At 66.3% G+C, this 18,794-nt stretch carries 20 protein-coding genes; 12 read left to right on the top strand and 8 right to left on the bottom strand.

Features of this window, described 5'->3' with window-relative positions; translation table 11 throughout:
- The first annotated feature begins 58 nt into the window (after positions 1-58).
- Both typA and QFZ23_RS17005 read left to right on the top strand, forming a co-directional pair.
- The gene (gene typA, locus QFZ23_RS17010) at positions 59-1,987 is read left to right on the top strand and encodes a translational GTPase TypA (protein ID WP_003805173.1); all 1,929 of its coding nucleotides are present in this window, start codon (positions 59-61) and stop codon (positions 1,985-1,987) included.
- 28 nt (positions 1,988-2,015) lie between these two features.
- Positions 2,016-2,384, top strand: a complete 369-nt coding sequence (locus tag QFZ23_RS17005) for a hypothetical protein (RefSeq protein ID WP_306924678.1) — start codon at positions 2,016-2,018, stop codon at positions 2,382-2,384.
- A 42-nt stretch (positions 2,385-2,426) separates the two neighbouring features.
- Here QFZ23_RS17005 and QFZ23_RS17000 read toward each other — a convergent pair whose 3' ends face one another.
- Positions 2,427-2,936: a helix-turn-helix domain-containing protein gene (locus tag QFZ23_RS17000; RefSeq protein ID WP_306924677.1), complete on the bottom strand. Its 510-nt coding sequence runs from the start codon at positions 2,934-2,936 to the stop codon at positions 2,427-2,429.
- Positions 2,937-2,999: 63 nt separating this feature from the next.
- On the opposite strand from QFZ23_RS17000, the gene QFZ23_RS16995 reads away from it, so the two are divergent.
- Complete coding sequence (locus QFZ23_RS16995) at positions 3,000-4,322, top strand: MFS transporter (RefSeq protein ID WP_306924675.1); 1,323 nt, start codon at positions 3,000-3,002, stop codon at positions 4,320-4,322.
- Between the two features lie 12 nt (positions 4,323-4,334).
- On the opposite strand, the gene QFZ23_RS16990 is transcribed toward QFZ23_RS16995, so the two are convergent.
- Entirely contained in the window at positions 4,335-4,592 is a 258-nt protein-coding gene (locus tag QFZ23_RS16990; RefSeq protein WP_306924672.1) for a putative acetyltransferase, read from the bottom strand.
- 154 nt (positions 4,593-4,746) lie between these two features.
- Here QFZ23_RS16990 and fdxA point away from each other — a divergent pair, with 154 nt between their 5' ends.
- The 5 genes from fdxA (at position 4,747) to QFZ23_RS16965 (ending at position 9,344) form a co-directional block, all read left to right on the top strand.
- A complete protein-coding gene (gene fdxA, locus QFZ23_RS16985; RefSeq protein ID WP_026265673.1) occupies positions 4,747-5,073 on the top strand; it encodes a ferredoxin in 327 nt (108 codons plus the stop codon).
- Positions 5,074-5,086: 13 nt separating this feature from the next.
- Positions 5,087-6,226: a succinyldiaminopimelate transaminase gene (gene dapC / locus QFZ23_RS16980; protein ID WP_306924669.1), complete on the top strand. Its 1,140-nt coding sequence runs from the start codon at positions 5,087-5,089 to the stop codon at positions 6,224-6,226.
- Between the two features lie 309 nt (positions 6,227-6,535).
- On the top strand, positions 6,536-7,819 hold the full coding sequence (locus tag QFZ23_RS16975) for a citrate synthase (RefSeq protein WP_306924667.1): 1,284 nt from the start codon (positions 6,536-6,538) through the stop codon (positions 7,817-7,819).
- A 184-nt stretch (positions 7,820-8,003) separates the two neighbouring features.
- Positions 8,004-8,642 (top strand): TetR/AcrR family transcriptional regulator, encoded by a 639-nt coding sequence (locus tag QFZ23_RS16970; RefSeq protein WP_306924665.1) that lies wholly within the window; start codon positions 8,004-8,006, stop codon positions 8,640-8,642.
- 90 nt (positions 8,643-8,732) lie between these two features.
- Entirely contained in the window at positions 8,733-9,344 is a 612-nt protein-coding gene (locus QFZ23_RS16965; protein WP_306924664.1) for a hypothetical protein, read from the top strand.
- Between the two features lie 24 nt (positions 9,345-9,368).
- Here QFZ23_RS16965 and QFZ23_RS16960 read toward each other — a convergent pair whose 3' ends face one another.
- Together QFZ23_RS16960 and dapD are read right to left on the bottom strand one after the other, a co-directional pair.
- Positions 9,369-10,220 carry a hypothetical protein gene (locus QFZ23_RS16960; protein WP_306924661.1) on the bottom strand — a complete coding sequence of 284 codons (852 nt, stop codon included), beginning with the start codon at positions 10,218-10,220 and terminating at the stop codon, positions 9,369-9,371.
- A gap of 78 nt (positions 10,221-10,298) precedes the next feature.
- Positions 10,299-11,327: a 2,3,4,5-tetrahydropyridine-2,6-dicarboxylate N-succinyltransferase gene (gene dapD / locus QFZ23_RS16955; protein WP_306924659.1), complete on the bottom strand. Its 1,029-nt coding sequence runs from the start codon at positions 11,325-11,327 to the stop codon at positions 10,299-10,301.
- Between the two features lie 139 nt (positions 11,328-11,466).
- On the opposite strand from dapD, the gene dapE reads away from it, so the two are divergent.
- Positions 11,467-12,591 carry a succinyl-diaminopimelate desuccinylase gene (dapE, locus tag QFZ23_RS16950; protein WP_306924657.1) on the top strand — a complete coding sequence of 375 codons (1,125 nt, stop codon included), beginning with the start codon at positions 11,467-11,469 and terminating at the stop codon, positions 12,589-12,591.
- A gap of 84 nt (positions 12,592-12,675) precedes the next feature.
- Here the strand turns inward: dapE and QFZ23_RS16945 are convergent, their stop codons facing one another.
- The 4 genes from QFZ23_RS16945 to QFZ23_RS16930 form a co-directional block, all read right to left on the bottom strand.
- Positions 12,676-13,515, bottom strand: coding sequence for an amino acid ABC transporter permease (locus QFZ23_RS16945; protein ID WP_306924655.1), 840 nt, complete (start codon positions 13,513-13,515; stop codon positions 12,676-12,678).
- Complete coding sequence (locus QFZ23_RS16940; protein WP_306924653.1) at positions 13,512-14,162, bottom strand: amino acid ABC transporter permease; 651 nt, start codon at positions 14,160-14,162, stop codon at positions 13,512-13,514. The genes QFZ23_RS16945 and QFZ23_RS16940 overlap by 4 nt, the downstream gene beginning before the upstream one ends.
- Positions 14,163-14,261: 99 nt before the next feature.
- Positions 14,262-15,149 (bottom strand): glutamate ABC transporter substrate-binding protein, encoded by an 888-nt coding sequence (locus QFZ23_RS16935; RefSeq protein WP_306924651.1) that lies wholly within the window; start codon positions 15,147-15,149, stop codon positions 14,262-14,264.
- Between the two features lie 86 nt (positions 15,150-15,235).
- Positions 15,236-15,991 (bottom strand): amino acid ABC transporter ATP-binding protein, encoded by a 756-nt coding sequence (locus tag QFZ23_RS16930; protein WP_306924649.1) that lies wholly within the window; start codon positions 15,989-15,991, stop codon positions 15,236-15,238.
- A gap of 106 nt (positions 15,992-16,097) precedes the next feature.
- On the opposite strand from QFZ23_RS16930, the gene QFZ23_RS16925 reads away from it, so the two are divergent.
- The 3 genes from QFZ23_RS16925 to QFZ23_RS16915 all read left to right on the top strand — a co-directional run bounded on the left by QFZ23_RS16925 (position 16,098) and on the right by QFZ23_RS16915 (position 18,665).
- Entirely contained in the window at positions 16,098-16,883 is a 786-nt protein-coding gene (locus tag QFZ23_RS16925) for an LOG family protein (RefSeq protein ID WP_306924647.1), read from the top strand.
- A 79-nt stretch (positions 16,884-16,962) separates the two neighbouring features.
- Positions 16,963-17,349, top strand: coding sequence for a DivIVA domain-containing protein (locus QFZ23_RS16920; RefSeq protein WP_306924646.1), 387 nt, complete (start codon positions 16,963-16,965; stop codon positions 17,347-17,349).
- Positions 17,346-18,665, top strand: coding sequence for a hypothetical protein (locus QFZ23_RS16915; protein ID WP_306924644.1), 1,320 nt, complete (start codon positions 17,346-17,348; stop codon positions 18,663-18,665). The genes QFZ23_RS16920 and QFZ23_RS16915 overlap by 4 nt, the downstream gene beginning before the upstream one ends.
- Positions 18,666-18,794 lie beyond the last annotated feature (129 nt).

The following is an 18,794-nucleotide window of genomic DNA, read 5'->3' as shown; positions in this document are numbered from 1 at the left end:
CCGGTTGGAAATGTCGCGATACAACAGCTGACTTCACCACTGAATCGAGCAATAACGCATGTCTGAAACCACCACCAACACCGCGGTAGCAACTGCAGTTCGCAGTGACCTGCGCAACGTCGCGATTGTGGCCCACGTTGACCACGGCAAGACCACCCTTGTGGACGCCATGCTCAAGCAGACCAACTCCTTTGCCGAGCACAACCACCTCGAAGACCGCGTCATGGACTCCGGTGACCTGGAGCGCGAAAAGGGCATCACCATCCTGGCCAAGAACACCACGGTGGCCTACAACGGACCGTCCTCCAACGGCGAAACCATCACCATCAACGTCATCGACACCCCCGGCCACGCCGACTTCGGCGGCGAAGTGGAGCGCGGGCTGTCCATGGTGGACGGCGTCGTTCTTCTCGTGGATGCGTCTGAGGGCCCGCTGCCCCAGACCCGCTTCGTCCTCCGCAAGGCCCTCGCCGCGCACCTGCCGGTGATCCTCCTGGTCAACAAGACCGACCGCCCCGACGCCCGTATCGAAGAGGTCGTCCACGAGTCCATGGACCTGCTCCTGGGACTGGCCTCCGACCTCGCCGATGAGGTTCCGGACCTGGACCTGGACAAGATTCTCAACGTCCCGGTGGTTTACGCCGCCGCGAAGGTAGGCCGCGCGTCCCTCGAGCAGCCTGCCGACGGCACTGCCCCGGAGAACGAGGACCTCGAGCCGCTTTTCAGCGCGATCATCGAGCACATCCCCGCTCCGACCTACAACCCGGAAGGTGTCCTGCAGGCGCACGTCACCAACCTGGACGCCTCCCCGTTCCTGGGCCGTCTCGCACTGCTGCGCATCTACAACGGCACGCTCCGCAAGGGTCAGCAGGTTGCCTGGGCCCGCGCCAACGGTGAGCTCAAGACCGTCAAGATCACCGAACTCCTCGCCACCAAGGCCCTCGAGCGCGTTCCGGCCGAGTCCGCCGGACCGGGCGAAATCGTCGCCGTCGCCGGCATCGAGGAGATCACCATCGGTGAGACCCTGACCGACGTTGAGAACCCCCAGCCGCTGCCCCTGATCACCGTTGACGATCCCGCGATCTCGATGACCATCGGTATCAACACCTCCCCGCTGGCCGGCAAGGTCAAGGGCGCCAAGGTCACGGCCCGCCAGGTGAAGGACCGCCTGGACAAGGAACTGATCGGTAACGTCTCCATCAAGGTGCTCCCCACCGAGCGTCCGGATGCCTGGGAAGTCCAGGGCCGCGGCGAGCTCGCGCTGGCCATCCTCGTGGAGCAGATGCGGCGTGAAGGCTTCGAGCTCACCGTCGGCAAGCCCCAGGTGGTCACCAAGACCATCGACGGCAAGGTCCACGAGCCGATGGAGCACATGACCATCGACGTGCCCGAAGAGTACCTCGGCGCCGTCACCCAGCTCATGGCCGCGCGCAAGGGCCGCATGACCAACATGGCCAACCATGGCACCGGCTGGTGCCGCATGGAGTTCATCGTTCCCGCCCGTGGCCTGATCGGCTTCCGCACCAAGTTCCTCACGGACACCCGCGGCGCCGGCATCGCCGCTTCCATCGCCGAGGGCTACGAGCCCTGGGCCGGTCCCATCGAATACCGCACCAACGGTTCCATGGTGGCCGACCGTGCCGGTGTGGTGACCCCGTTCGCCATGATCAACCTGCAGGAGCGCGGTTCCTTCTTCGTCAAGCCGACCTCCGAGGTTTACGAAGGCATGATCGTGGGCGAAAACTCCCGCGCAGACGACATGGACGTCAACATCACGAAGGAAAAGAAGCTCACCAACATGCGTGCGGCTTCCTCCGACAGCTTCGAGAACCTCACGCCCCCGCGCGAGCTCACCCTCGAAGAGTCCCTCGAATTCGCCCGTGAAGACGAGTGCGTCGAGGTCACGCCGGAGGACATCCGCATCCGCAAGGTCATCCTCGACTCCAACGAGCGTGCCAAGGCCAACCGCGCCCGCGCCAAGGCATAACGGCACCCTCTCGCAGGGAACTGCGACCGTGAACAGAAGAGCTGCCGGCATGGCAGGCGGCCTGGCCGCCGCCGTGCCGGCAGCTCTTTTTGCTGCCTTCGCCGGAACCGCGCTGCACCGCCAGGAGTTCGGGGCCATCGGTCCTGCGCTGCCGCTGGGGGCCGTCGGGGCGCTGCTGCTCCTGGCGTCGCTCCAGCTGTTCCTCGGGGCGGCGTTCAGGACACTGATTCCGACGGCGCTGTGCGGCGCCCTCTGTTACGCCCTGGCCGGCTGGTGGTCAGGGATGGAGTCCGGCAAGCGGCTGATCGCGGGGGACCTGGCCGGGAGCATCTGGGTCTATGGGATCGTGGTGGTTACCGTCGGAATGCTGGCCTGGTGCCGGCGGTACAGCCGATAGTCCTCTGGCGATACCGCCACCGCTCATCCGGCGGTACGGCCGCTAGTCAGCCGTCGGGTCCCGGTGGTGGGCAATCATCAGTGAGGTGGCCTCGCCGTCGTCGTCTGCGGGAAGTGCCATGTACTCTTCGACGACAGCGCGGAGCTTGCCCAGCATTTCCTCCCGCCGGGCGGCGTTGAACTTCACGCCCAGCCGCCACACCTCGATGTCCTCAGGCGGCAGGTCCCGGGTCTCCTGAAGGAACGTCTCGATGAGGATCGGCGAGACATTGTCCACGGGTGTGCTCCACGACTTGCGGCTGGCGATGTAGGGCACCTCCGTGGCGCCGCGCCGGCCCTTCCGGCGTTCCTCCGCCAGCAGGAAGCCGGTCCGCACCAGGGTCCGGACGTGGTGGAGGCTGGAGGCTGGATTGAGGCCGAGCAGCTCGGCGATTTCCTTGTTGGTCCGCGACTGGTGCAGGCACAGCCGAAGAATCCTCAGCCGCAGCGGGGAACTCAGCGCGCGGCCCTTGGCCACCAGGTCCGCGTCGTCGCTCTCCGGCGGGTGGTTCATAGACGCAAGTGTAACGAGCAATAAGTGATTGACATATATCAATCAGCCCCCGAGACTGAAGCCGTGAATGCCGAACCCACTGCCGCGGAGCCAACAGCAAGGCCGCTGTGGCGGGACCGTAACTTTTCCACCTTTTGGGCCGGACAGGCCTTGGGACAGTTCGGTGCGCAGCTGGGCCAGCTCGCGTTGCCGGTGCTGGCCGTCACCATGCTCCACGCCTCGGAATTCGAGGTGGGCGTGCTGAACGCCGCAGGTCTGGCGGCGTTCCTGGCAGTCGGTCTGCCGGCGGGGGCCTGGGTGGACCGCTGGCGGAAGCGCAGGACCATGATCTCCGCCGATCTGCTGCGGATGGCCGCCATGGCCACGGTGCCGATCCTGTGGTGGAGCGGCAGCCTGGAAATCTGGCATCTCTTTCTGGTCGCGGGGATCGTGGGGACGGCCACGGTGTTCTTCGACGTCGCATACCAGAGTTACGTGCCGGTCCTGGTGGCATCCCCGCAAGTGCGCGAGGCCAACTCAAAGCTTGAAGCGACGGCCCAGATCGCACGCATCGGCGGACCCGCTGCCGGCGGTGCACTGCTGGCGGTCGTGTCGGCTCCCGTGCTTTTCGTGGGCGAAGCCGCAGGTTATCTGCTCTCCGCGGTATTCCTTGCCCGTACCCGCGACTCAGAGGCACGTGTGCCGGCGGCCGGACGGCGCCCCCTTCCGGTCGAAATACGGGAAGGCATCTCGTTTGTTGTCCGGCATCCGCTTATCAGCCGCATCGCGGCCTGCACCGGCGGAATGAACTTTTCCGGCATGCTGATCTATACACTGATGCCGCTGCTCGTGCTGCGCAGCCTCGGGCTGGGGCCGCAGGGCATGGGCCTCATCATGAGCGTGGGTGCAGCAGGCGGGCTGCTGGGCGCAGTGGCGGCGCCGCGGCTCGCCGCCCGGATCGGCGAGGGTACCGTGATTCCCGTGTGCGCCCTGGTCAGTTCGGTCTTTCTGCTGCTGGTGCCGTTCGCGGGCGTCGTGTCCGAACCCGGAGTCTCACTGGCCCTGCTGCTGATCTCGGAGTTCGGGTTTGGCTTCAGCATCCTGGTGTACAACATCATGCAGCTCACCATGCGCCAGCGGGTTTGCCCGCCACGGCTGCTCGGCCGCATGAACGCGTCCATCCGGTTTGCGGTGTGGGGCGTGATGCCGCTGGCAGCCTTGGCATCCGGGTACCTGGGCGCACACCTTGGCCTGGTGCCCACCATGCTGATCGGAGCGGCCGGCAGCTTCCTGGCCACCGCTCCGGTCCTGTTTTCGCCGTTGCGGAGGATGCGTACTCTTCCGGACGGGGCGCCGGAACACGCTGCCGTGGATGACGGGGCGCTGGAGGAAAAGGACAGGGCCTAGGCCGCGCCGGCGTCAGTCCGAGGCCGGCGGCGTCCGCCGTGAACCACGGCGCGGAGGTGCCGGCGGCACCTGTTTGGCGGCCACCACCCTGTCAAGGGGAATGCCGACGTCGGAAGTCCGGGTCCTGACGGTGCATTCACTTTCGCCGCACTCCAGGAGGTCTCCCAGCGCGTCCGTAAAGCCGCCGTCGAGCCTGTAGCGCACCACCACGCGTGTTCCGGGCGGGGCCGTGGCCAGGAACTGCCGGGGTGTTGGTGGTGTCGGACTCACCCGTCCATCGTATGACGCGTCCGGAGTGTGACGCGCCCGCTTCGTTCGCGGGACGAGCCTGGGAGATAATAGGCTCTGAAGTGGACAGCCCGGCATGCAGGCCGGAAGCAGCAACCGGCCAGTCGCCGGGAATCAACGTGGAGAGGCAAGGGACGTGACGTACGTAATCGCGCAGCCGTGTGTAGATGTCAAGGACAAGGCATGCATTGAGGAGTGCCCCGTCGATTGCATCTACGAAGGCGAACGCTCCCTCTATATCCATCCCGATGAGTGCGTCGACTGCGGTGCCTGCGAGCCCGTCTGCCCGGTGGAGGCCATTTACTACGAGGATGACACCCCTGAGGAATGGGCCGACTACTACAAGGCGAACGTCGAGTTCTTTGACGACCTTGGCTCCCCGGGTGGCGCCGCCAAGGTGGGCAACACCGGCAAGGACCACCCGATGATTGCAGCGCTCCCGCCGCAGAACCAGGACCACTGAGGCGGACCCCTTCGTGACTACAGCTGTGCGCAGTTTCGGCCTTAGCCTGCCCGACTACCCGTGGGAAGCGATGGCGCCGTACCTCGCGAAAGCGGCTGAACACCCCGGCGGTGCGGTGAACCTGTCCATCGGCACGCCCGTGGACCCGACGCCGCCGGTCATCCAGGACGCCCTTAAGGCGGCCGCGGATGCTCCCGGTTACCCCACCGTCCACGGCACGCCCGCGCTCCGGGAAGCCATCGCCGGGTGGTTCGGCCGCCGCCGCGGAGTGGAAGGGCTCGATCCCCGCGCCGTCATGCCGACCGTGGGTTCCAAGGAACTCGTGGCGTGGCTGCCGTTCCTGCTGGGCCTCAAGCCGGGCGACGTCGTCGTCCGGCCTACCGTCGCCTACCCCACCTACGACATCGGGGCCACGTTCGCCGGGGCCACGGCGGTGGCGGCTGATGACCTCGACGAACTGGACGCGGCCACCCGGGCCAAGGTCCGCCTGGTCTGGATCAACTCCCCGGGCAACCCCACCGGCAGCGTCCGGGACGCCGCATCCCTGAAGAAGATTGTGGACCAGGCCCGCGAAATCGGCGCGCTGGTGGCGTCCGACGAGTGCTATGCCGAGCTTGGCTGGGGGGAGTGGGACCTGCAGCGCGGCGGGCAGGCTGTTCCGAGCATCCTCGATCCGCGCGTCGCCGGTGCGTCCCACGACGGGCTCCTCGCCGTGTACTCGCTGAGCAAGCAGTCCAACCTGGCCGGCTACCGGGCGGCCTTCGTCGCGGGGGATGCGGCCCTCATGGCCAACCTCGTCAACAGCCGCAAGCATGCTGGCATGATCCTGCCGTACCCGGTGCAGGAAGCCATGCGTGTGGCCCTGGGCGACGACACGCACGTCCTGGCGCAGAAGGACCTGTACCGCGGACGGCGGGAGCGGCTCCTGCCGGCGCTCGAGTCCTTCGGGCTGACGCTGCACGAGTCGGCTGCCGGCCTGTATCTGTGGTGCACCGCGGGCGAAGCCACCTGGGACACCGTGGCACGCCTCGCGGAGCGGGGGATCGTGGTGGGTCCGGGCGTGTTTTACGGCGACGCAGGGCACGGTTATGTGCGCGTGGCCCTCACCGGAACCGACGAACGGATCGACGCCGCGGTGGCCCGCCTGGCCTAGGCCGGTTTCCCGGCGTTACGCCGACGTCGCCATGGGCCCAGACCCCAAAGGGGGCGACTTTTGACGCTCCGGCCGCCGTAACATTGATGTGACTCGCACCACAACTAGCCTGTTTTAGGGATAATTCGGCGCTCCCGGATTAGTGGCAACCTGCAAGTGGCGGTAGTTTTTTAATTGACTATCAATGGTGGCTTTCTACAAGAAGGCGGCAAGGCCGTTGGAATTCCCGTCTGGGCGGGACCCCGCGCGGCTCACCTGATGTTGGATCAAGCTTTCTAGAGAGGCCAGACGCCTCATGAAGGGGACTCCATGACTGAGACCACCAGCGCAACCCTGCGCCACGCAGGCGGCGAGCTCGAGCTCCCGCGCATCAAAGTTGTTGAGGGAAACGAAGGCTACGACGTTTCCAAGCTACTGAAGCAGACCGGCGCCGTTGCCTTTGACCCCGGCTTCATGAACACGGCCGCCACCACGTCGGCCATCACCTACATCGACGGCGACGCAGGCATCCTGCGGTACCGCGGCTACCCGATCGAGCAGCTGGCCCAGCACTCCAACTTCCTGGAGGTCTCGTACCTGCTGATCTACGGCAACCTCCCGACGCCGACCGAGCTGGAAGACTTCGACCAGAAGATCCGCCGCCACACCCTGCTGCACGAGGAGCTCAAGGGCTTCTTCGGCGGCTTCCCCCGCGACGCGCACCCGATGCCCGTGCTGTCCTCGGCCGTGTCCGCGCTGTCCACGTTCTACCAGGACTCGCTGGACCCGTTCAATGACGAGCAGGTGGAGGTTTCCACCATCCGCCTCATGGCGAAGCTGCCGGTCATTGCGGCCTACGCGCACAAGAAGTCGATCGGGCAGCCGATGCTGTACCCGGACAACTCCATGAACCTCGTGGAGAACTTCCTGCGCCTGAGCTTCGGCCTGCCGGCCGAGCAGTACGAGCTGGACCCGGTAGTGGTCAAGGCCCTGGACCTGCTCCTCATCCTGCACGCGGACCACGAGCAGAACTGCTCCACGTCCACGGTGCGCCTGGTGGGCTCCTCCAACGCCAACCTCTTCGCGTCCGTGTCAGCCGGCATCAACGCCCTGTTCGGCCCCGCCCACGGCGGCGCCAACGAGGCCGTCCTGAAGATGCTCCGCCAGATCCAGGCCGACGGCGTCAAGCCCGAGGACTACATGGAGAAGGTCAAGAACAAGGAAGACGGCGTCCGCCTGATGGGCTTCGGCCACCGGGTCTACAAGAACTACGACCCCCGCGCCAAGATCATCAAGGCCACCGCGCACGAGGTCCTCAGCAAACTCGGCGGCCACGACGAGCTCCTGGACATCGCTATGCGGCTGGAGGAGAAGGCCCTCGGCGACGACTACTTCATCCAGCGCAAGCTGTACCCGAACGTGGACTTCTACACCGGCCTGATCTACAAGGCCATGGGCTTCCCGGAGAAGATGTTCACCGTGCTGTTCGCCATCGGCCGCCTGCCGGGCTGGATTGCCCAGTGGCGCGAAATGATCAACGATCCCAACACCAAGATCGGCCGTCCGCGGCAGCTCTACACAGGAGAGCCCGAGCGGCAGTACCCCGCCCGCTAAATCCGCACCGGCTCCCAAGCCTCACGCTCGGTTCGGTCCCCTCGTCGGGGCCCTTTGAGCGGAGTACGACGGCGGCCGCCCACCTTCCCGGTGGGCGGCCGCCGTCGCTTTTTAACCCGCTGACTGAACCCGGCCGACGGGAGCGCCGCCGCGGTTTCGGCGCACACCCGTGCTAAAAACAAGAATGCCGAAAATCGTGGACGCCGCGCAGCGCCGACAGGAGATCGTTGGCGCCGTGTGCAGGATCATCGCCACGGACGGCCTGGAACGCGCGTCACTGCGGGAGGTGGCGGAGGAGGCAGGCCTGGCGGTGGGCTCCGTGCGGCACTACTTCGACAGCAGCGATGACCTGCTCGCCTACTCGTTTGCGGCGGTTTCGGACCGCCTCCTGGCGCGCCTTCATACTGCGCTTACCGGGCTCGGGCCCGCAGCCGATGAACCGGACACGAGCGGGGCGGTATTAACACTCCTGGGCGAATTCCTGCCCCTGGACGAGGAACGCGCCCTGGACGCGTGCGCCTGGCTGGCGTTCAGGAACGCGGCGAGGATCCGGCCCTTCCTCGCCGCCGAGGCAGACAGGAGCCACCGGGCCGTGGCCGCCGTCGTCGGCCAGGTGATCACCCGGCTCCTGCACGAGGACCATGCCACCGGGGCCGATGCCGGGCCGCAGCTGGTGACGGCGGCCGAACACCTGCTGGCGACCCTGGACGGGCTGGCCATGCACGCCCTGCTGCAGCCGGGCTGGATGTCCCCGGAAATGTGCCGTGACGTGCTCGAATCCCACATCGAGGGGCTCCGCAGGAGGGTCGGTGCCAGCCATTAACCTCCCCGGGCTGGGGGAATAGACTGAAAGCCGGAGAGCGGGTTGCCGGCACAACGGGGCGGATAAACGAGATGCCAAGGAGGCATACGCATGCAGCACACAGGCGGTCCAGGCTGGCGCATCACTATGGACACGTCGGGGCCCATGCTCATTGCCCTCTATATACGTGATGTCGCGGGGCTCGACGGTGCAGGCTTTCCGGCGCTTTCGCATGCCGCGCCGAAGGTCCGTCACGTGGACCATGGCCACCTCACCGCCGAAGTGGGCGGCATCAGCGCCCTGAAAACGGAGTGGGAAGCCTGGTGGCAGCAGCTCCTCAAGGCCCACCCGCAGATGTCCCCTGAGCTGTCGCCCCCGGGGTTCCGGTCCTTCGCCAACTCGCCGGCGCTGCGCAAGGTCCTGCAGGCGCACTTCGGGGCAGCCCTGACCTGGGCCAGGGAGCGGCGCGCGGAGTACGCCGAACTGGAGGCCGAACGGGTGGCCGGAGGCTCCGCGCACCTGCTCGAGGACATCGTGGAGGACCGGCTCCTGGAGGTGGGCCGGGACTCACGGGACTTTGCTCTGACGATCATCGAGCTGCCCCTGGATGAGCAGCGGGCCTGGTACCTGGAACCGGACAAGATCATCATGAGCCACGAGCTGCTGTCCCAGCCCGAGGTGTTCCGCAGCTACGTGCAGCCGGTTGTGGAGATGCTCGTCTAGAGCCCGAGGGCCAGGACGTCAGATTCAGGACCCATCGGCAGCAAGCGTGATGGCCACCCGGCCGCCGGCGTCCGGTGCATCCTGCCACCCGTTTCGGGCATTCCTGTCCCAGCGCTTTCCGTCCACGTCCACGCGTTCCACCGAGAGCTCCTTGGCGTTTGCCACTGCCCAGTGGGCCACGGACCAGGCAAAGGTGTCGGTGACGTCGACCTGCAGCGTTTGGCCGGTGGCCGTCGTGGGGATGCTTCCGTAGGAGGCTTCCAGCTCATCGAGCAGGGCGGCGGGGTCGCCGGCGGTGTCCGGTGAGCGGAGAGTGCAGTTCAGGGCAGCCGGGGACTCGCCTGTCAGGGCCGAGGCGAAAGACCGTGCCATCGCCTCGTGCTCGGCGTATGCCGCCGGGTAGGCGGAGCGCTGGACCCGCTGGGCGGCGTCGGTAATTTCCAAGGTGGCATAGCCCGGCACCTTCACGAGGGCATCGTAGAAGGCGTTCGTGGCATAGACCGGGTCCATCACCTGGTCCTGGGTGCCCCAGCCCTGGGACGGACGCTGCTGGAAGAGTCCCCTGGAGTCCGGTCCGGCGAGATCGCCGTGGTCGATGTTCCGGAGCTTGGATTCCTGCATGGCGGTGGCCAGGGCAATGCTGGCTGCCCGCGGAGGGAGCCCGCGGCGCACCGACACAGCCGTGATCAGAGCAGCGTTCGCAGCCTGGTCGGTGGCCAGGGCAGCCTGCTGTGAGCCGGCGGCGGCCGTGCATTCCTCTGTGATCAGCTGTTCGGAGCGCTGCAGCAAAGTGGTCACGGTGTAGATGCCGCCCGCGACCAGGACGAGGGAGAGGCCGGTGATGGCAGCTCCGCGCAGCGTGCGTCCGCGTGTCACGTGGTTACTCCAGCAATCTGCCGGCACGCCCTTTTGGGTGGCGTGCCGGCTATGTCCTCACGGTCAGTTGGCGTGCGGTCAGTTGGCGTGGAGGGCGTCGTTCAGTTCCACGGTCTGGCCCTGGCGGGGCAGGACTTCAACCTCACCTGTGGTGGAGTTGCGGCGGAAGAGCAGGTTCGGCACGCCGGACAGCTCCACGGCCTTGACGATCTTGCTGGTGTCCTCGCCGTCGGCGTCCTTGGGGCCGGCAAGCCGGACGCGGGTGCCGGCCGTGACGTACAGCCCTGCCTCCACCACGGAGTCGTCCCCGATGCTGATGCCGACGCCGGAGTTGGCACCCAGCAGGACGCGCTGGCCCAGGGATACCTTTTCCTTGCCGCCGCCGGAGAGGGTGCCCATGATCGAGGCGCCGCCGCCGACGTCGGTGCCGTCGCCGGCCACCACGCCGGCGGAAATGCGGCCCTCAACCATGGAGGTCCCCAGGGTGCCGGCGTTGAAGTTCACGAAGCCCTCGTGCATGACGGTGGTGCCCTCGGCGAGGTGGGCACCCAGCCGGACGCGGTCGGCGTCGGCAATGCGGACGCCCGCCGGGACGACATAGTCCACCATGCGCGGGAACTTGTCCACGCCGTAGACGGTGACGGCGCCGCGCTTGCGGAGCTTGGCGCGGGTCAGTTCGAACCCGTCCACGGCGCACGGGCCGAAGTTGGTCCAGACGACGTTGGGAAGCTTGCCGAAGATGCCGTCAAGGTTGATGCTGTTGGGCTGGACCAGGCGGTGCGAGAGGAGGTGCAGGCGCAGGTAGGCGTCGGCGGTGTCGGCCGGAGCTTCGTCCAGGTTGATCTGGACGAACACCACCTTCTGCTCTGTCCCGCGGTCGGCGTCAGTGCCGACGGCCGCGATGTCCGTCAGGGTTTCGTCGGCGTTTTCCACGGCGCGGAGGCTTTCGGCGGCCACACCGAGGGCGGGAGCGGGGAACCAGGCATCCAGCACGGTGGCTTCGCCGTTCCGCGTGGCGATGGTGGCTACGCCGAATCCATAGGCCGAACGGGAGCCGTCGGACAGTGTCTGGGCAGCGGGCACGGCGGAAGAAGCGGTTTCAGTCATGCGCCAAGTCTATCGAGACGAGGTGCACGCACCGAAACCGGTCCGCGCGAATCTGAGTCGCATTTCGGGGCGTTCCCAGCGCGGGGAACGCCCTGGGCTGCTGCCCCGGTGGGGAGGGGCAGGCGCGGGATACAGTGGGATGGTGATTGCCGAAACAGCCCCCGTAACCCTAGACCTGCGCCAGGATGTGGCACTGCTGACCTCCGCGCTGATCGACATCAACAGCGTCTCCGGGAATGAGCGCGAGCTGGCCGATGCCGTCGAGTCCGCACTCCGCCAGCTGCCCGGCCTCGAACTGGTACGTGACGGCGACTCCATCATCGCCCGGACCAACCTCGGCCGAAGCGAGCGGGTCATTCTGGCAGGCCACCTGGACACCGTGCCGCTGCCGGTCACGCAAGACTCGCTGGGAACGGTGCCGTCCACCTGGCCGTCCGGCGTCCCTGGCGACGGCGTTCTGTACGGCCGCGGCGCCACGGACATGAAGGGCGGCGTTGCGGTCCAGCTGGCACTGGCGGCTTCAATGTTCGACGGCGGCGCGGAACCGGGCAAGGACGTCACCTTTGTGTTTTACGACCATGAGGAGGTGGAGGCCGTCAAGAGCGGGCTGGGCAGGCTGGTGCGGAACCACGGCGGGCTCCTCGGCGGCGACTTTGCCATCCTCCTTGAACCGACCGACGGCACCGTGGAGGGCGGCTGCAACGGCACCATGCGGTTCCACGCCACCACCTCGGGCGAGGCTGCACACTCGGCGCGGGCCTGGATGGGCCGCAACGCGATCCACGCCGCCGCGCCCATCCTGGAACGGCTCGCGGCGTACAGCCCGCAGACCGTGACCGTGGACGGACTGGACTACCGCGAAAGCCTGAACGCAGTGAAGATCCACGGCGGTACCGCGGGCAACGTCATCCCGGACCGCTGTGTCGTGGAGATCAACTACCGCTTCGCCCCGGACAAGACCCCCGATGAGGCGGAGGCGCACGTTCGCGCTCTGTTGGACGGGTTCGACGTGGTCCGTACGGACAGCGCTGCCGGCGCGCGGCCGGGACTGAACCACCCTGCCGCCGCGTCCTTCGTGGCCGCCGTGGGCGGCGAGCCGAAACCCAAATACGGCTGGACCGACGTCGCCCGCTTCAGCGAACTGGGCATCCCGGCCGTGAACTTCGGGCCCGGGGACGCGCTCCTGGCGCACAAGGACAACGAGCACGTGGAGGCCGAAGCCATCCGCACCTGCCTGCGGGCGCTGCAGACGTGGCTGTCCTGAGCATGCTGTCCTGAGCACGGGCAGATAAACACGAAGGGTCCGCAGCCGGATGGCTGCGGACCCTTCGCTGTCAATGGCTGCCGTTTATTTCACTATGGTGGAGACACCGGCGGTGGGGGCCTTCGCCACTCCGCCGGCAGCTTTCTTGGACCCGTGCCGCTCAATCCAGATGGCCAGCCGCGACACTGCCAGATTAATGGCGATGTAGATGGCCGCTGCCACGAAGAACACCGGGAACAGGAACTGCGGGCCCAGGAAGTCAGCCATTACCTGCACCGCGCGCAGCAGTTCGCCGTAGGCCACGATGTATCCCAGTGACGTGTCCTTCAGCAGGACCACCAGCTGCGCCACCAGGGACGGCAGCATGCGGCGGACCGCCTGGGGCAGTTCGATGGTCAGCCGGGACTGGAAGCTGGTCAGGCCGATCGCCAGCCCCGCTTCGCGCTGGCCGCGGGGGAGGGACTGGATGCCTGCGCGGATGATTTCCGCGAAGATCGCCGCGTTGTAGAGGACCAGGCCGGCCACCACGGCGATGAACGAGCTGGTGGCGAAGACCAGCAGCACGAACAGCATCATCAGGACCACCGGCATGCCGCGGAGGAACTCGAGCACGATCCGGGTGGGAATCCGGATCCAGGCGACGTCGGAGATACGCATCAGGCACAGCAGGAGTCCCAGCGGAAAGGCAATGACCGCCGCGATGGCCGCCGCGCTCAGCGTCGCGCTGATGCCGTTGAAGATCAGCGTCCAGACATCCGCCTGGCCGAAGATCGCCCAGCGCTGCGCCTGGAAGATGCCCTGCTGGGCGAGGGTCATGATGGCCCAGGCCAGCAGGGCCGCGATCAGCACGACGCCGATCACGGACCCGATCAGCGAGGTGCGGCGGGCCTTGGGGCCGGGGACGTCGTAGAGAACCGAACTCATCGTGCGATCGCCACCTTTCGTTCGACCTGGTGGGCGAGGTAGCCCAGCGGCACGGTGATCAGGAGATAGAAGAAGGCAACGCCCACCAGCACCCACATGACGGCGTCGCCGTGGTCGTTGGCCAGCTGCTTGCCGTAGCCGAACAGCTCCAGCACGTAGAAGGCACCGGCCACGGACGAGTTCTTGACGAGCGCGATGAGGATGTTGATCATCGGCGGGATCACGGTCCGCAGTGCCTGCGGAAGGATGATGAGCGAGAGCACCTGGCCGAACTGCATGCCGATGCTCCGGGCCGCCTCGGCCTGGCCGACGGGAACGCTATTGACGCCCGAGCGCACCGCCTCGGCGATAAACGCGGAAGTGTAGGCGCTCAGGGCGATGATGGCTGCGATCTCGAACTGCTGGAAGGTCACGCCCAGCCGGGGGAGGACCACCGCCGCGAAAAAGAACGCGATGGTCAGCGGCGTGTTACGCACCACCTCCACGTAAGCCATGCTGAAGCCGCGGAGGGCAGCCACGGGGGAGACACGCGCCGCGGCCAGCAGGGTGCCAACCACCAATGCGATGATGCCGGAAACGGCGGCCAGGAACAGGGTTCTGAGAAAGCCGTCCCAGTATTGGGGGAGGCTTTCAATGATGACGTCCATAGGGTCCTTTAGCTGCGTTCAGGGGAATGTGCGGAAAACGGAAGCGGCGGTTACCGACAGGCTGTAGCATGCACAGCCGCCGGTAACCGCCACGATCGTTTAGTAGCGGTCGATGGCCGGAAGTTCCGGTGCCGTCTTGATGACCGCGCCGGCCGTGTCTTCCCAGGCCTTCTTGTAGGAGCCGTCCTTGGCGAAGGCCTCGAGCTGGTCGTTGATCCAGTTGCGGAACTCGGTGTCACCCTTCTTCAGGCCGATGCCGTATGGCTCCTTGGTGAAGGTCTCATCGGAGGCCAGCTTGAACGCGTCCGGCTCCTTGTTGACGAAGCCTGCCAGGATGACGTTGTCCGTGGTCACAGCCTCAACCTGCTTGTTGCGCAGCGGCTCGAGGCAGGCCGAGTAGGTGGCGGCCGGAACCAGGACTGCGCCGTACTTCTCCACGATGGTGGAGGCCGGGGTGGAACCCGTCACGGAGCAGACGTTCTTGCCCTTGACGTCCTCGGGCTTGGTGATGGACGTGTTGTCCTTGTTCACCATCAGCGCCTGGCCGGCTTCGTAGTACGGGCCGGCGAAGTCGACTTCGGTCTTGCGCTTGTCGTTGATGGTGTAGGTGGCCACGATCAGGTCCACCTTGCCCTGCTTGATGAACTGCTCGCGGTTGGCGGAGACGGTCTCTACCCATTCAATCTTGTCAGCGGGGATGCCCAGCTTGGCGGCGAGCAGCTTGCCGATTTCGACGTCGAAACCGACAGGCTTGCCGTCCAGGCCCTTCTGGCCGAACAGCGGCTGGTCGAACTTGGTGCCGATGGTGATCTTGCCGGCGGAGGCGAGCTTTTCCATGGTGGTGCCTGCAGCGAAGCTGGGCTTCTCGACCGGCGTGGGGTTGGAGCCGGTCCCGGTGCCGCCGCCGCCGCAAGCGCTAAGCGTAAGAGCGATGGCCGCGGATGCTGCTGCCAGAAGGGATTTCCTTCGGGTCAAAAATGCCTTCATGACATTCCTTTCATTGGGCGGCCGTCCGTGACGGCCAGGGTGCGAAATCGGGGGTCTTGAAGTTGGGGGATTGCTGGATCGGTTTGTCAGTGCGTGAGCAGCTTGGACAGGAAGTCCTTGGCGCGGCTGCTCTGGGGGTTGGTGAAGAACTCCTCGGGAGTGGCGTCCTCAACGATCTGTCCGTCAGCCATGAACACCACGCGGTCGGCGGCCTTGCGGGCGAAGCCCATCTCGTGGGTAACCACGATCATGGTCATGCCTTCCTTGGCCAGCTGGATCATGACGTCCAGGACCTCGTTGATCATTTCCGGGTCGAGGGCCGAAGTCGGCTCGTCGAACAGCATGACCTTGGGCTTCATGGCGAGGGCGCGTGCGATGGCCACGCGCTGCTGCTGGCCGCCGGAGAGCTGAGCCGGGAGCTTGGGCGCTTGATGGCCCACACCCACGCGCTCAAGCAGGGCCATGGCCTCCTTGTCCGCTTCCGCCTTGGAGACGCCCTTGACCTTGATGGGGCCAAGCGTCACGTTTTCCAGGATGGTCTTGTGCGCGAACAGGTTGAACGACTGGAACACCATGCCGACGTCGGCGCGCAGCCGGGCGAGCTCCTTGCCCTCCTCGGGCAGCCGCTTGCCGTCAATGGCGATGTCGCCGTCGTCGATGGTTTCCAGCCGGTTGATGGCCCGGCACAGTGTGGACTTCCCCGAACCTGACGGGCCGATGACCACAACCACCTCGCCCTTGCGGACCTGGAGGTTGATGTCCTTCAAAACGTGCAGCTGACCGTAATGCTTGTTGACGGCATTCAGGGAGACGAGTGCATCGCCGGGCAGTTGAGTAGTCATGGATAAGAATCTAGCGAACATTGGTCGGTTATGACCGGAATCACTCCAACTTCCCGCTGATCGTAATTCAAGAGATACCTGCAGGTCATCAGGTTAGCCTTGGGGGATGAGCATCAACGCAGATCCGTCAAAATCAGTACAACCCCGCCGGAAAGGGCCCCTCGAGCTGCGCCGCAAACAGGCTGCGGTGGAGATGTCGGATCAGCGGCTGCTCGACACCAAGGGCCCCGGCCACTTCATCCACACCGATCCCTGGCGCGTCATGCGGATCCAGAGCGAGTTCGTGGAAGGCTTTGGCGCCCTGTCCGACCTGGGCCAGGCGGTCAGCGTCTTCGGCTCCGCGCGCACCAAGCCGGGAACTGCGTTCTACGACATGGGCGTCGAGGTGGGACGCAAACTGGCCGAAGCCGGCGTGGCCGTCATTACCGGCGGCGGACCGGGCTCGATGGAAGCGGCCAACCGGGGAGCGGTGGAAGGCAACGGCGTCTCCGTTGGGCTCGGCATCGAGCTGCCGTTCGAGCAGGGCCTGAACCAGTGGGTGGACCTCGGCATCAACTTCCGCTACTTCTTCGCGCGGAAGACCATGTTCGTGAAGTACGCCCAGGGCTTCATCGTTCTTCCCGGCGGCCTCGGCACCCTGGATGAGCTCTTCGAAGCCATGGTCCTCGTCCAGACGCAGAAGGTCACCTCGTTCCCGATCGTCCTGCTGGGTGCGGCATTCTGGGGGCCGATGATCGACTGGATCAGGGGAACGCTGGTGGCTGAGGGAATGGTCTCGGAAAAGGACCTGGACCTCATTCAGGTGGTGGACACCCCGGAGGAAGCCGTGAACCTCGTCCTCCACGGCCACGTCCGCGCGCCCTCCACCAACGGCGACCAGCGGCCCGAGTAGCAGCAGCCCGGGTATGCGGCCAGGGCAGCAGCTGCGCCGATAGGCGGCAGGCGGGGCTACGTCTGGCACGATTGGTGGTGTGAGTTTCTTCCTCGTTTTCCTCGCCATCGTCCTGATTGGAGCCACCGCCCTCATCGGGACCGATCTCGGGGCGGGCATGCTGCGGAGGAAACGCGCCCGCGCACCTCTCGCCAGGGACGGCTTCAACGACGGATTCGATGAACCCGTGGCCTCCCTGCCTCCGGTGCTGCTTCCCGACGACGCCACACCTGCCGACGTCGACCATGTCCGGTTTGCGCTGGGGCTGCGGGGTTACCGGATGGACCAGGTGGACCAGGTATTGGACGACCTGCGCGACCAGTTGGCCGCCAGGAACGCCGAAATAGAAAGCCTCCGCGAGCAGCTGCACGCCTGCGCCGGACAACTGACTGCCGCCGAACAGCCTGCCGCCGGGGACCGGACGTGAGCTCCCCAATGCCGCCTCCGGGCCCCGTTCCGCCAGCAACGGCCGACCCCCCGCCGTCGGATCACGGGACGCGGCTGGACACGGCGTTCCGGACCGCCGCGGCACGGCTCGGCGGCCGCCTGGTCCGCTGGCCGTGGTGGGCCCAGGTGGGGGCGGTCTACGTGGCCGCCCGGCTGGTCAGTGCGTGCATCTTCATGTCGGCCGCCCTGCACCAGGGATTCAACCCCTGGTTCCCGGCCAAGCCCGACTACTGGAACTTCATCAACATCTGGGACGCGCGCTGGTACGAATCCGTCATGACCGCCGGGTACCCCTCCGAACTCCCGGTGGATGCAGCCGGCAACGTCCAGGAGAACACTTGGGCCTTTTATCCGCTGTTTCCGACGCTGGGGCGGATGCTCTCCGCTGCCACGGGCATGAGCCCCGCCGCCGCCCTCGTCCTGATCGCGATGCTCGCCGGACTGGCGGGCTCCCTGGTGGTCTACCAGCTGTTCCGCACCCGGACAGCCCACTGGCCGGCCCTCTGGGGCGCCGCGTTCTTCTCCACCTTCCCCGTCTCGCCGGTGCTCCAGGTGCCGTACGCGGAATCCCTGAACCTCCTGCTGCTTGCCGCAGCGCTGTTGCTGCTGGTCCGGCGCCACTACCTGTGGGACATTCCCGTGGTTCTGGTTATGTGCCTTTCCCGGCCCACGGGTGTGCCGTTTGCTGCGACCGTCGGGATCCTGTTCCTGTACCGCGCCGGTGAGGCATGGCTCGCCGCACGGAACCACCGACTGGCCGACCAGGCGCGCCAGATCCACAGCCGGAACGAACTGTGGTCCCTCGCCGGGCTGACCGCCGTCAGCGGTGCCGGCGCCCTCGCCTGGCCCGCCATCGCGTGGGCGGCCACCGGCGACATCGCCGCGTACACCAAGACCGAAACCGTATGGCGCGGACACGACCTCGTGCTTTTCAAACCCTGGTTCGACACCGGCGTCCTGCTGTTTGGGCCTGTGCTGGGGCTCGTGGCACCGTTCGTTTTCGTGGCGGTGTTCGGGCTCTTCATGGCCTCCCCGCCGGTGCGCCGGCTGGGAACGGAACTCCGGCTGTGGTGCCTTTGCTACATGGGATACCTCGTGGTGTTCCTGCATCCGCAGACCAGCACGTTCCGCATGCTGCTGCCGCTGTTTCCGCTTGCGCTGGCTGCCGCGCTCGTCTCCCGATCCAGGGCCTACCGCGGCGCCGTGATCACGATGTTCGTCCTGCTGCAGATCGTGTGGGTGGTGTGGCTGTGGACGTGGGCGCAGCTGCCGGGCGGAGGGGATTATCCGCCGTGACGGGCCCGGGGTTTCCCCGGGATCAGCTTGCAGAGGGGCGCAGGAATCCGGACGTGACGAATTGTCCATCGATTAGCTACAGACGGGTAATTACAGGATAATAGGTAATAAGCAAGGATATAAAGCATT

Origin of the sequence: Arthrobacter globiformis (genome assembly GCF_030818015.1) — a bacterium.
Taxonomy (GTDB): domain Bacteria; phylum Actinomycetota; class Actinomycetes; order Actinomycetales; family Micrococcaceae; genus Arthrobacter; species Arthrobacter globiformis_C.
The sequence above is the reverse complement of the archived record's forward strand: the minus strand, read 5'-3'. Positions and strand labels throughout refer to the sequence as shown.

Bases quoted from the DNA above. Each gene is read 5' to 3' on its own strand.
- typA (WP_003805173.1), top strand. From the start codon at position 59: ATGTCTGAAACCACCACCAACACCGCGGTAGCAACTGCAGTTCGCAGT.
- QFZ23_RS17000 (WP_306924677.1), bottom strand. From the start codon at position 2,936: ATGAACCACCCGCCGGAGAGCGACGACGCGGACCTGGTGGCCAAGGGC.
- QFZ23_RS16975 (WP_306924667.1), top strand. From the start codon at position 6,536: ATGACTGAGACCACCAGCGCAACCCTGCGCCACGCAGGCGGCGAGCTC.
- QFZ23_RS16970 (WP_306924665.1), top strand. From the start codon at position 8,004: ATGCCGAAAATCGTGGACGCCGCGCAGCGCCGACAGGAGATCGTTGGC.
- QFZ23_RS16965 (WP_306924664.1), top strand. From the start codon at position 8,733: ATGCAGCACACAGGCGGTCCAGGCTGGCGCATCACTATGGACACGTCG.
- dapD (WP_306924659.1), bottom strand. From the start codon at position 11,327: ATGACTGAAACCGCTTCTTCCGCCGTGCCCGCTGCCCAGACACTGTCC.
- dapE (WP_306924657.1), top strand. From the start codon at position 11,467: ATGGTGATTGCCGAAACAGCCCCCGTAACCCTAGACCTGCGCCAGGAT.
- QFZ23_RS16945 (WP_306924655.1), bottom strand. From the start codon at position 13,515: ATGAGTTCGGTTCTCTACGACGTCCCCGGCCCCAAGGCCCGCCGCACC.
- QFZ23_RS16940 (WP_306924653.1), bottom strand. From the start codon at position 14,162: ATGGACGTCATCATTGAAAGCCTCCCCCAATACTGGGACGGCTTTCTC.
- QFZ23_RS16935 (WP_306924651.1), bottom strand. From the start codon at position 15,149: ATGAAGGCATTTTTGACCCGAAGGAAATCCCTTCTGGCAGCAGCATCC.
- QFZ23_RS16930 (WP_306924649.1), bottom strand. From the start codon at position 15,991: ATGACTACTCAACTGCCCGGCGATGCACTCGTCTCCCTGAATGCCGTC.
- QFZ23_RS16925 (WP_306924647.1), top strand. From the start codon at position 16,098: ATGAGCATCAACGCAGATCCGTCAAAATCAGTACAACCCCGCCGGAAA.